The organism is Alteromonas sp. 07-89-2 (assembly GCF_013113925.1).
Classification (GTDB): domain Bacteria; phylum Pseudomonadota; class Gammaproteobacteria; order Enterobacterales; family Alteromonadaceae; genus Alteromonas; species Alteromonas macleodii.
Window position 1 is genome coordinate 29,639 of sequence record NZ_VTYM01000001.1, and the last position, 13,003, is coordinate 42,641.

Annotated in this window: 10 protein-coding genes; all 10 read right to left on the reverse strand. The window is 45.6% G+C overall.

The window, feature by feature from the left end:
* Positions 1–8: 8 nt before the first annotated feature.
* Positions 9–842, reverse strand: coding sequence for a CheR family methyltransferase (locus tag F0261_RS00125; protein WP_171336911.1), 834 nt, complete (start codon positions 840–842; stop codon positions 9–11).
* Positions 842–3,751 (reverse strand): methyl-accepting chemotaxis protein, encoded by a 2,910-nt coding sequence (locus F0261_RS20055; protein WP_171337024.1) that lies wholly within the window; start codon positions 3,749–3,751, stop codon positions 842–844. Before F0261_RS20055 ends, F0261_RS00125 begins: the two co-directional genes overlap by 1 nt.
* 102 nt (positions 3,752–3,853) lie before the next feature.
* The gene (locus F0261_RS00135; protein ID WP_171336912.1) at positions 3,854–6,160 is read right to left on the reverse strand and encodes a methyl-accepting chemotaxis protein; all 2,307 of its coding nucleotides are present in this window, start codon (positions 6,158–6,160) and stop codon (positions 3,854–3,856) included.
* A gap of 4 nt (positions 6,161–6,164) precedes the next feature.
* On the reverse strand, positions 6,165–6,668 hold the full coding sequence (locus F0261_RS00140; RefSeq protein WP_014947943.1) for a chemotaxis protein CheW: 504 nt from the start codon (positions 6,666–6,668) through the stop codon (positions 6,165–6,167).
* Positions 6,665–8,626: a chemotaxis protein CheA gene (locus F0261_RS00145; RefSeq protein ID WP_171336913.1), complete on the reverse strand. Its 1,962-nt coding sequence runs from the start codon at positions 8,624–8,626 to the stop codon at positions 6,665–6,667. Before F0261_RS00145 ends, F0261_RS00140 begins: the two co-directional genes overlap by 4 nt.
* A 36-nt stretch (positions 8,627–8,662) precedes the next feature.
* Positions 8,663–9,028: a response regulator gene (locus tag F0261_RS00150; protein ID WP_014947941.1), complete on the reverse strand. Its 366-nt coding sequence runs from the start codon at positions 9,026–9,028 to the stop codon at positions 8,663–8,665.
* 66 nt (positions 9,029–9,094) lie between these two features.
* Positions 9,095–10,306: a methyl-accepting chemotaxis protein gene (locus tag F0261_RS00155; RefSeq protein WP_101563316.1), complete on the reverse strand. Its 1,212-nt coding sequence runs from the start codon at positions 10,304–10,306 to the stop codon at positions 9,095–9,097.
* A 201-nt stretch (positions 10,307–10,507) separates the two neighbouring features.
* Positions 10,508–11,554, reverse strand: a complete 1,047-nt coding sequence (locus F0261_RS00160) for a chemotaxis response regulator protein-glutamate methylesterase (RefSeq protein WP_061439165.1) — start codon at positions 11,552–11,554, stop codon at positions 10,508–10,510.
* Positions 11,529–12,158 carry a chemoreceptor glutamine deamidase CheD gene (cheD, locus tag F0261_RS00165; protein WP_061439163.1) on the reverse strand — a complete coding sequence of 210 codons (630 nt, stop codon included), beginning with the start codon at positions 12,156–12,158 and terminating at the stop codon, positions 11,529–11,531. The genes F0261_RS00160 and cheD overlap by 26 nt, the downstream gene beginning before the upstream one ends.
* Before the next feature lie 14 nt (positions 12,159–12,172).
* Positions 12,173–13,003 (reverse strand): CheR family methyltransferase, encoded by an 831-nt coding sequence (locus F0261_RS00170; protein ID WP_061439160.1) that lies wholly within the window; start codon positions 13,001–13,003, stop codon positions 12,173–12,175.

Below are 13,003 nucleotides of genomic sequence, written 5' to 3' on the forward strand. Positions count from 1 at the left end.
ACGTGCTCCTAATGAACCGGGCGATATATAGTTTTACCTACCGGTCTCACAAGATTAGTACACATATTGAAGTTTTCAGAATGCCCTGCCATATAAAGTCCTGCAGGCTTTAACATACCCACCATTTTTTGTAACACTTTTAATTGCGTGGGCTTATCGAAGTAAATCATTACATTTCGACAAAAAATGATATCGAGTGGACCTTTTACATCCCACTTTGCATCGGTAAGATTGAGTTTTTTGAACTGCACCATATGTCTTAGCTCATCCACTACTTTCACTTTTCCCTCGTTTACACCTTTACCTTTATGGAAAAATTGCTTTTGTCTTTGGACGGGTATTTTCGCGATAGATGCTAAAGGATAAATACCCGCTTTGGCTTTTTGCAGTACCTTACTGTCTATGTCTGATGCAATGATTTTCACTGGCGTTTTGAAGCTTCCAAACACCTCTGCGACGACCATGGCTATAGAGTAAGGCTCTTCTCCGGTTGAGCTGGCAGCACACCAGATAGTGGTTGCTTCTGGATGTTGTTTTAAGTGCTCGGCCAGTGCAGTGAAGTGGTGTGGCTCGCGAAAAAACGACGTAAGATTGGTCGTCAATGCATTGATAAACTGCTCTAGCTCAGGTTCAGACTTATCAACTACGCCTAGATAATCGTTAAAGCTTGTGAGCTGAAGGGCTCTGATACGCCGAGCCAATCTGCTGTATACCATCGCTTCTTTAGCGTCTGACAACTTTATACCTGCTTTTTTGAAAAGCATGTTTTGCACTTTGTGGAAGTCCGCCTTTTCAAAGGCGAACTCCCGGGTACTATCGCGCGATGAAAGAACCGTTGTCATTAGAACGACTCCCACTCGGCTTCATCAGGCAATGCGGGCTTCAGTGCGTGCGCTTGAGGCGCGTTGTTAGTCACTGAGGCTACGCGCGGCTGCTTGAAGTCGGTGTGAGAGAGCGCAGCTATGTGCTTTTGCTCCATTGACAAGCCTTTCCCAACCTCAAATACCGATACCCGTTCACTAAGTTGCAACGACTGCTGCTTCAAGCTGTCCGCGGCGGCGGCTGCCTCTTCTACCAGTGCTGCATTTTGTTGGGTCATTTCATCCATTTGAATGACCGCTTTACTCACCTCTTCAATGCCCGCAGCTTGTTCGGCAGACGCAGCGGCAATTTCAGACATAATGTCGTTTACGCGCTTAATTGAAGTTACGACTTCAGCCATGGTGTCGCCCGACTTCACAACCAGCTCGTTGCCGCTGGCTATTTTAGTTACAGAGTCGGAAATCAGTTCTTTGATGTCTTTAGCAGCTTCGGCTGAGCGCTGAGCCAAGTTTCTTACCTCTGAAGCAACTACCGCAAAGCCTCGACCCTGTTCGCCCGCGCGAGCAGCTTCAACGGCGGCGTTTAGTGCAAGAATATTGGTTTGAAAAGCAATGCCGTCTATGACGCCAATAATGTCAGAGATCTCTTGTGCCGAGTCGTTGATTTGTGTCATGGTTTTCACCACTTCACCTATAACCTGCCCCCCTTCTGAAGCAATTTGACTCGCCTGTGCGGCTAAGCCATTCGCTTGCTCGGCATTCTCTGCGTTGAGTTTTACGGTTCCCGTTAGCTCTTCCATACTCGATGCAGTTTCTTCCAGGCTGGATGCCTGCTGCTCGGTGCGGCTTGATAAGTCGGCATTGCCCGTTGCAATCTCACCCGACGCCACATTTATGGTTTCTACTGCTTCGTTAATACTTGTGATGGTACCGCGCATTTCGTTGATGAACTGATTAATGGCCTCGCCCAACACAGCAAAGTCACCGTCTAAAGCATGTTCAATGTTGACCGTTAAGTCGCCCTCTGTCAGCTTGGTCATTACGTGTTTAATTTCATCAACAGCTTGGGTTCTACCCGTAATATCGGTAGCAAACTTAACTACACGGAAAGGCTTACCGTTGTGGTCTAAGATGGGATTGTACGTGGCCTGAATAAATATCTCTTTGCCGTTTTTACCCAATCGACGATATTCACCTGAAGAAAAAGTACCGCTGCGTAGCGCATCCCAAAACGCCGCGTATTCTGGGCTTGCTCGGTATGCTGGGTCGACAAACATACTGTGGTGCTTGCCTTTAATCTCTTCTAAGGTGTAGCCAACCGTATTTAAAAAGTTTTCATTGGCGTGCTGAATAATGCCGTCCATATTGAATTCTATGACCGCTTGAGACTTACCAATGGCCGCTAATTGGCCTTCAAAATACGCATTTTTTACCTTCTGCTCGGTAATGTTGCTGGCATACTTCACAACTTTAACCACATTTCCACTTATATCTAATATGGGGTTGTACGTTGCTTGAATCCATACATCAGAACCATCTTTGGCAACACGATGAAATTCACCCGAGTAAAATTGCCCTTCGGCTAACTTTTTCCAAAACGTACGATATTCTTCAGATTCACGCTCTTGCTTGGTGACGAAGATGCGGTGATGTTTTCCCTGAATCTCATCTAGTGCATACCCAACCGTAGCCAAAAAATTATCGTTTGCGGTCACAATATTGCCGTTGGGGTCGAACTCGATGACGGCTTGCGATTTACTTATCGCATCTATCTGCCCAGTATTAAACGCATTTTGCAGCTTTTGTTCAGTCACATCAGAGGCATATTTCACCACTTTTATTGGCTGGCCGAACTCGTCAAAAATAGGGTTATAGGACGCTTGGATCCAAAGCTCACTGCCATCTTTTTTTACCCGTTTGAATTCGCCTGACTTAAACTCACCTTTCTTTAAGTCACGCCAGAAAGCCGAATACTCAGGGCTCATTTTGTAGTTGGGTTCAACGAACATACTATGATGCTGACCTTTGATTTCGTTCAGCTCATATCCCGTTGTTATGCAGAAGTTTGCGTTGGCGTTTTGAATAACGCCTTCAAGGTCGAACTCAATCACAGCAAGGGACTTGTCGATGGCATTAATTTGGCCTTCGTAGTCGGCATTTTTGCGTTTTTGCTCCGTTACATCGGTAGCAAATTTTACTACCCGAACAATATTCCCGAGCTTGTCATAGATAGGATTGTAAGAGGCTTGAATCCATACTTTGTCGCCGTTTTTCGCTACGCGGCAATATTCACCGCTGCTGTGCTCACCGTTTCTCAGCGACTCCCAGAATGATTTATATTCTTCAGACACGCCGTAGTCTGGTAATACAAAAAGGCGATGATGCTTACCAACAATGTCTTCTTTCGAATAGCCTGTAACTTTCAAAAAGTTCTCATTGGCGTCTTCTACTATTCCTTCCGGCGTAAAGGAAATAACGGCTTGGCAACGATCTAACCCTGCCAATAAACCGGTTTTATATTGCAGCTCCTGATCATTAAGCCATTCCACCATGGTGCCGAGCTTGTCGCCTTCAACACTTTTAATCGTAGACAACTTAAGGGTAAAGAGTAAGTCGCCCACAGGCAGTAAAAAGGTATCGCTGCTATCACAGCTTTTGTAACGCAAATTCAGGTCGCTATTATTGGCGAAAAACGCGGCCATAGTTGAGCCCGTCAGGCCTTGAAAATTAACGCCTGGTAAAGCACGCTCGAACTGCGTTTGATGCTCGTTGGCTAAAGCATAAAATGCTTTATTGGCGAAAGTGATCGTTCCCTCGGCATCGACCAACATCAAACATGCGGTACTTTCGCTTAGCGCTTGCTCTTGAAAGCGTGAAAGACTTTGTGCCGCTACTAACTCTTCATTATGAAATATATTAAATACGCCCATTATTCCATCCACCTGATTTGCGACGCTCTGTTCTAAAAACGTCAAACTAAATGCCGTGTAATAAAAAGGCGAATTCCTTTTCAAGAATTCGCCTTCGCTTTTTTAGAACGACTCCCAATCGTCACTGCTTGGTACTTTTGGAGCCAGTTTCTTTTGCGTTTTAATTGCTGTAACCGGTGCAACGTGTTTATTCTTGTTTACTGAAGTAGCTTTTATTGGTTTTTCTTCACTGACCGTCGCTTTATCACCAATGTTAAATGCTGATACGCGTTCAGATAAACTTCCCGCTTGCTGCTGCAAACTTTCTGCGGCAGCCGCAGCCTCTTCCACCAGCGCTGCATTTTGTTGCGTCATTTCATCCATTTGCACAACGGCTTTACTTACCTCTTCAATTCCAGAAGCTTGCTCAGAACTCGCCGCTGCAATCTCCGACATAATGTCGTTAACTCGCTTAATGGAAGTCACCACTTCTTCCATGGTGTCGCCTGACTGATTGACGAGTTTGTTACCGCCATCAATCTTGCTTACCGAGTCTGATATAAGCTCTTTGATTTCTTTTGCTGCTTCGGCAGATCGCTGTGCCAGGCTTCGTACCTCAGACGCAACCACCGCAAAGCCACGGCCCTGCTCACCTGCTCGCGCAGCTTCTACGGCAGCGTTTAATGCCAGAATATTAGTTTGGAATGCGATACCGTCGATTACGCCGATAATGTCTGAAATTTCCTGCGCAGACTCGTTGATAGACGACATGGTGTCCACAACCTGACGGATTAGCTCACCGCCCCGCGACGCGATTTCACAGCTCTGAGACGCTAAGCTATTGGCTTGTTCCGCATTTTCAGCGTTGAGCTTGACGGTACCGGTAAGCTCTTCCATGCTCGACGCCGTTTCTTCAAGACTAGACGCCTGCTGTTCGGTACGACTTGATAGGTCTGAATTCCCCGTGGCAATTTCAGACGAGGCCGTATTGATTGTCTCTACTGCTTGGTAAATTGAACCGATAGTGCCAGACATTTCACTAACGAATTGATTGATAGCATCGCCTAGTACTTGGAACTCTCCCTCGAACTGTTCATCAAGCTCCGCCGTTAAATCACCGCCAGATAAGCGGGTCATCACATCACTGATAGAACCGATAATGCGACGCATATCGTCGATAAAGCGGTTTATTGACGTGCCAAGCTCTTTGAATTCACCCTCGAACTCATGCTCAATGCGGCAATCTAAATTACCCTGAACCAATTCATTCATGGCGGTTTTGATATCGCTAATGGCCTGTTTTCTACCAGTAATATCAATGGCATATTTCACCACACGGTGAGGTCTACCGTTTTGATCCAAAATAGGGTTATAAGACGCTTGGATCCAAACTTCTTTCCCACCTTTGCCCACGCGCTTAAATTCGTCAGTGAACTGCACGCCTTGGCGCAACTGTTCCCAAAACTGACTGTACTCAACACTGCGCTTATACTCATCTTCCACAAACATACTGTGATGCTTGCCTTTTATTTCATCTAGGCTGTAGCCAACCGTGTTTGTGAAATTCTCGTTGGCGTTTAAAATTTTGCCCTCTAGGTCAAATTCAATAACGGCCTGCGCTTTGTTTATTGCGTCTATTTGTCCTTCGAAATAGGCATTGCGTAACTTAGATGCAGTGATGTCGGTGGCGAATTTCACAACGCGAATAACTTTACCTTCGCCATCGAAAACCGGGTTGTAGGTGGCTTGGATCCAAATCTCTTTCCCCATTTTGTCGAATCGACAAAACTCGCCGTTTTGTGACTTGCCCTCTTTGAGGTCGCGCCAAAATTGGGCGTACTCTTCTGAGCGAATGTATTGTGCGTCACAAAACATTTTGTGATGGTTGCCAACAATTTCATTGAGGCTGTAGCCAAGCGCATTAAGAAAATTGTCGTTCGCATTTTGGATAACACCATCGGCGTTAAATTCGATAACAGCCTGGGCATTATTCAATACGTTTAGCATCGTGCTTTTAATGAGTAATTCTGACTGATCAACCCATTCAACCATGGTGCCTATATTGTTATTCTCTTGGTCGAAAAACGGCGTAAGGGTGAGTTTGAAGTTTAAGTCGCCAATGCTAATCGTAGAGGTCATTGTTGATTTCAATTCAGCAAGGATATTGCGCTGATGCGAAGGATTACGATGAAACTGGTCGATGTTTTGACCTTCCAAGTTGTCAGCAGAAAAACTGGGGAGTACAGCCTGAAGTTTCTTCTCGTTTTCTTTAAGCAGCAACTTTACAGACTGATTAGCATAGATAATATTTCTGTCAGCATCGGCCATCATGATGCAACAGGTTGTAGCATCAAGTGCCTGTTTGTTTCTTAATGCTTGGTTAACGTCCGTTGCTTTTGTGAAGTCTTCTAACCACGTCATAATTCCCATTTTCTCAGCCCTCTACCACTTGTGCTTTTGTTTCAACTAAACCCAATTCGTTACTTGTAATTAAGCTTTCAATATTGACTAAAATAACCATGTGCTCATCGACATCGGCCAGTCCGTGAAGGTACTTGCTATCGAACGCCACACCGAACTCTGGTGGCGGCAGCATGTCCTCTTCGGAAAGGCGAATGACGTCAGACACGCCATCTACCACAATGCCAACGATCCGCTCGTGAACGTTAAGCATAATGACGATAGTAAAATCGTTATAAGTGGCTTCACCTACGTTGAACTTAATGCGTAAGTCGACGATAGGTACAATGTCGCCACGAAGGTTTATCACGCCTTTAATGAAGTTTGGCGCATTGGCAATTTTGGTAACCTGTTCGTAACCACGAATTTCCTTCACGGTTGTGATATCAAGGGCATAGTGCTCCTCACCCAAGACAAAACTTAAGAATTCGTTCTCTTTCGATGCGCTAACGGCTTGTTGTAAGGCTGCTTCGCTCATAGTGAAACCTCTTCATTTGGAACATTTGTACAGTTAGTAGCCACCGAGTCTGCATCCAAAATCATGGCTACCTTGCCATCCCCCATAATGGTTGCACCTGCGATCCCTGCTACTTTTTTGTAATGTTGCTCAAGGCTCTTAATTACGACTTGTTGTTGACCCACAAGCGAATCCACCAGCACGCCATAGCGCTTCTTACTGCTTTCTAGTAGCACGACGATGCCTTTAGTTGGCTCAGTGATGCCGTCGTCTACCTGCATAAGTTGAGTAAGTGACACCAGCGGCCAGTACTGGTCTCTAATCCACAGTACTTTGTCATTGCCAAGGGTTTTCACTTGAGATGATGTGGGTTGAAATGATTCGATAACATTAAGTAGTGGGATAACGAATATTTGATCGCCAACCGATACACACATGCCATCTACGATAGCGAGCGTGAGTGGTAAGTGGATATAAAACGCAGAGCCCTCACCCTGCGATGATTCAATTTCAATGCGCCCGCCAATAGACTCGATGTTTCTGCGAACCACATCCATGCCTACACCTCTGCCCGACACATCGGTAACTTCTGCAGCCGTTGAAAAACCCGCTTGAAATATAAGCTGCCAAATTTCACTGTCGGGCATATCTGGCGTAACCGTAAGGCCGTTTTGTGTGGCTTTCTCTACAATGCGTGCTTTGTTTAAACCGGCTCCATCGTCGATAATACCAATGATGATACTGCTACCTTTCTGCTCTGCACTTAAGATAACTGTGCCGTTTTCGGCTTTGCCTGCTTCAAGGCGTTTTTCAGGACTTTCTATACCGTGATCGATACTGTTCCTCACTAAATGCGTAAGCGGGTCGACCAGTTTTTCAATAAGGCTTTTATCTATTTCGGTGTTGCCACCTTGAATCACCAAATCCACTTTTTTGCCTAGCTTCGAAGACAAATCACGTACCACACGAGGGAAGCGGTTAAACGTCATGTTTACTGGCAACATGCGCATAGACATGACTGATTCTTGAATTTCACGGGTATTGCGCTGCAACTCGTCTATAGCAAGCTGTAGGCGCTCTCCGACTTGCCCTTCAACTTCCTGCCCCACGTTTGAAAGCATAGATTGAGTAATCACCAGTTCGCCAACCAGATTAACCATTGCATCGATTTTGGTGGTATCGACACGAATTGATGCTGCCTCTTTCGTCGCTGCTTTTGTCTTGGTTTTAACGGGCTTCACAATAGGTTGTTTTGGTGTAACTTGTTGCGAAGAAGATTCAGTAGCGTCTGTTTTTACAGGAAGGGTGTCGGTTTCGAAAAAGCCAAAGCCCTCATCAGCTACGCCGACCTTAGTATTCGCTTCACCTTTAGCCTGCGTCTCTTCTGATGCTGCTTCATCTTCGAAAAGTCCGAAGCCTTCAATGTCATCTGAGGTATTTTGACTTTGAGAACTTTCTAAATTGGTTTCTTGAGATTCAGTCTCGTCTTCATCAAAGAATCCAAACCCTTCAATCTCGTTGTCTGTATTAGCTTCACCTTGAGCGGTTTGATCGCATGTTTCTTCTGCGTTTTGTGGCATTTGTCCTGACGCACTTGCGAGGGTATCTTCAAGGACTTTTATGCTTGCATCAATTTGTTCTTGGGGAAGATCTGTTTGTTCTTTATATGCCGATAAGGTGTCTTTCAATACATCAAGGGTTTGCAAAAATATGTCGACGATGTCTGCCGTAACCTGAATTTCCTGGTTTCGGGCTTTGTCGAGCAAATTCTCCATTACGTGAGTCAGATTCATTAGTGCATCGAACCCGAAAATCCCACTGCCGCCTTTGATAGAGTGCGCCGCTCTAAAGATACTGTTCAGCTCTTCGGGGTCGGGCGCATCCACATCCAAGGTCATGAGCAACTGCTCCATATCTTGGAGATGCTCATCACTCTCGTCAAAAAACACACCGTGAAATTGGTTTACATCAATGGTCATGACTGACTCCCATTTACCCTATTCAAACCGACTCTCTTAACCTAGAACGCGCTTCATCACATCAAGTAGCTTATTGGGGTCGAAAGGTTTCACCATCCATCCGGTTGCTCCCGCGGCTTTGCCTTTTGCTTTCATGTCATCACCGGCTTCAGTGGTCAGCATGACAATTGGCGTCGACTTGAAGTTCGCTAAACCTCTGAGCGATTTGATAAGCGTTAATCCGTCCATGCGAGGCATGTTTTGATCGGTAAGCACGAAGTCGAAACGCGCGCCTTGGCATTTGTCCAACGCATCTTGGCCGTCTTGTGCAGTAGTAACGTTGTAGTTCGCTGACTTAAGGGTCATTTCTACCATCTGGCGGATGGACACAGAGTCGTCCACAATCAGTATGCTTTTACTCATAACTCAATCACCTATAAAAATGTCAGGGTTAATCACACATCGTTGTGTAACTATTTATTTTTGCTGTTAAAAAAGTTCTACGTCACCTGCGTCCATTGACGTTGACGAAACAGGGTTGTGATCTGCTTGCCCTTTTTCCGTCAACGAAATCTGGTAGTTAGCTAGGTTGTCTTTCACTTTTGTCGCAGACTCAGGGCTTAGTTCTGAAAGCTGCAACACAATGAAATCAATAATCTCGCGGGTGTAGGTAAGGTTTTGACCGTTTATATCGCCGAATTGTAAGCCGCGAATAGCGGCAGCAGTTGAGTCTGCAAGTTGTTGGCGAATAGCTTCAAGCTCACTTGCGCCCTGTATGTCGGCTTCGGCTTTTTTGATAATGCCTTTTAGCTGCTCGCTAATGGCGTCTTTCGCGTTGACCACGTGAGAAATGTCCTGAGAAGCAACCACTTCTGCAGTTTCCGTTAGTTTATCGATGAGCGATTTGATGTTTTCTATTTGCGTTTTTATAACGTCGCTAAACTGTGTAGAGCGGGTAGATAGCGCACGGACCTCATCGGCAACAACAGCAAAACCGCGTCCTGCTTCACCAGCACGCGCTGCTTCAATGGCAGCGTTTAGCGCCAAAAGATTGGTCTGAGAAGAAATATCATCAATACCACTTAACGCCTCAATGACAGTAGGCATGGCCTGCTGAATGGTTTGTACTTGGGTTTCTAACGCCCTTGTAGACTCGGTCATTTCAGTTGTTGAGGCGATGAATTGCGTTAGTGTGATGTCAGTATCAGAAGCAAATGTCCGCATTTTATCGGCATAGGCACAGTCGCTGTCGTCATCATCTGTCAGCAGATTATTGATGCTAGTTTCTTGTTGGCCTAGAAGGGTTTGTAGCGAAATAAACGAGTCGCTTAATGTGGCAACCGCGTCATTTTGTGTTGAGAATATGTCGGCCAGGTTTGATGAGGTGATCGTCAATATGCTGCTTGCTTCAGAGACAGCAACATCCATAGAGTCATTGGCTAACGAGTTTGTGTTTGAATATGAAAAATCTTGTGATGGCCTGCTTGTGCTATTGGCTGCAGAGTCCTGATTACCCTTTGTCACTTTGAGAAGTACGAAAAGCAAAAATAAAACGCAAACAGAGCTGATAGCAAGCCCCAAGTGCGCTATCGAGGTGAAAGCCAGACTCCAACTCGCCAACATCATAAGAAACGCGATAATAAACGCGTTGCTCTTATTAGAGAAAAAGTTATCCAGATAATTTGCTGCAATGGCGACCACAATCCCACCTCAATTGTTACTACCGCGTTAACGGATGTACAAAACACAATCAAATTATGGTCAAGTTTCCAGCTTCAACAATTATACTTTTGAATATTTTTGTTAACTTATTACTTTAGTGACATTTGCGACAACCAATCATCAACATTGCGCTAGACTAAAAAGCTCCAATAGTTCAGCACTGTGGGCATTGCCTTAAGATTAAAGGCGCGAGCCCGCGCCCAATGCTTCTAGCGTATCTAGAATTGCATCTGAGATATCTTCTAACGGCTTGATAAAACTAGCGGCTTTCATTTCTACAGCCACTTTAGGCATACCGTAAACAACGCAGGTTTTTTCATCCTGACAAAACGTAACAGAGCCTTTTGTGTGCATACTCTTAAGGCCTTTTGCTCCATCCCGTCCCATGCCTGTAAGCAGCACACCCACCGCGTTTGCGCCAGCATGCTCAGCCAGCGAGTCAAACATCACATCAACAGAGGGCTTGTGTCCTGATACCTTAGGGCCATCATCAAGGCTTAAACGATAGTCAGCGCCGCTACGCTCTACTTTTAAATGTTTATTACCTGGTGCCAAGTACGCAAATCCAGGCAATAAACGCTCCCCTCCGTGCGCTTCTCTCACGGTTATTTCACAAAGGCTATCGAGCCGCTTGGCGTAGGTGGTTGTGAACCCTGGAGGCATGTGTTGGGAAATAATGGTGGCCGGTGCATTGCGGGGAAAATGCATGATGACGTCTTTTATTGCTTCGGTTCCCCCAGTTGATGCGCCTATACCAATTAACTTTTCGGTTCCTGTGTAGCGCATAGAAGCATGTTTTGTGCAGCGTGTTTGCGTTGGTTGGCCTAACCTCGAATGCGCTGCTGCTTTTATCTTTTCAACAATAACCGCCGCATATTCAGCCATACCTTGCGCTACGCCGAGCTTTGGCTTTGCCATAAAATCCACAGCGCCTAGTTCGAGCGCACGCAGTGTTGCGTCGGCACCTCTTTCAGTCAGCGTAGATATCATCACAACTGGGGTCGGCATCGCCTTCATCATTACTTCTAAAAAACGTAACCCGTCTACCTTCGGCATTTCAATGTCCAGTGTAATAACGTCTGGCCTAAACTCTTGCACCATTCGCTTCGCCGCATAAGCATCCGGCGCTGCACCCACAAGCGTTAAACCTGGATCACGGGTTACTATTTCTGAAAGAATTTGGCGGATTAACGCAGAGTCATCAACTACGAGGACTTTTATAGGCATGTGACTGTTCCGAAAATGAGATTACACCCGTCTTAGCTTGTTCAGAAAGTAGAACCCGGTGGGTAGATTCGCGCTCGTAGAGGGTAGCATTGTTAAACTCGCGAATACGCTTCATATAAACATTACCGTCGGCAGGAAAGTAATAAATTTTGCGAGCATAAGTAGACATTAAATCACTACTTATTAACGGTATGTGCGCGTCATCCAAATACTCCAAGACAAATTCAGCGTTGACTCGTCCAATGTCTTGCTGCACAAACCCAGGAAGCACCTTTCCTCCCCCGAATGCTTTAGCCATCAACTTATTTCGCCGTGCGCCAAGGTGCACAAGCTGATCAATTAACATGTTCATCGCGTGTACACCGTACTTTGTGGCTAGGCAAGCGTCGAGATTGGTGGTGAAGTTGAGGTCGGGCAACATAAAGTGATTCATACCGCCAATCTTCTTTTCTTGATCGAAAATACACGCTGCTACGCAAGAACCAAGAATGGTTACCAGCGCTTTGTCTGAAGCAGTGGCATAGTACTGACCCGGCAATAGTTTAACGGCTTCTTTTTGAAGGCGGTTATCAAAGTATCGAATGGGGTTTTCGTCCTGACTCATACTGCAAATTCCTTTTAAACGACTGGCCGATAAATGGTTTTCCCCATGGGAGCGACCAGTTCAGGATACATCGTGAAGTTCTCAGAGTGCCCTGCGACATACATCCCGTCATTGCACATCATTTTAACCATTCGCGCTAAAATTTTGCGCTGCGTGGGTCGATCGAAATAAATCATGACGTTACGGCAAAAAATCACGTCCACTGGCGCATCTACACACCAGTTTGGCGACATCAAATTTAGTGGTTCGAACTGCACCATTTTTCTCAGCTCATCCACTACTCTTACTCTTCCGGTTTGTGCGCCTTTTCCCCTATAGAAAAATTGCGTTTTATAATCGTAAGACAGCTGGCTGATACTGTTTTGGGCATACACTCCTTCCCGAGCCTTTTGCAGTACTTTACTGTCGATATCAGTGGCAAGTATTTGTACATTGGGAGTAAAGGTGCCAAACACCGACGCCACTGTCATTGCAATACTATAAGGCTCTTCGCCAGTGCTGCTTGCGGCACACCAAATACGCTTGGTTTGAGGTCGCTTTGTCAGGTAATTGGCGAGTGCGTCAAAGTGATGTGGCTCTCTGAAAAATGCCGTGAGGTTAGTAGTGAGCGCATTAATGAAGTGTTCCATTTCATCTTTACAGCTTCCTACATACGCTAAGTACTCTTTAAAGCTGTGTATCTCTAGTGCACGCAGCCGCCTGGCAAGGCGGCTGTATACCATCGCATCTTTTGAATCAGCTAAGTTAATTCCGGCTTGTTTAAACAGCAAGCCTTTTACCCGTTCAAAATCTCTTCGGCTATATGGAAATTCCCTTTGCGCATCCGTGCTTTGTAGAGCGGTCAT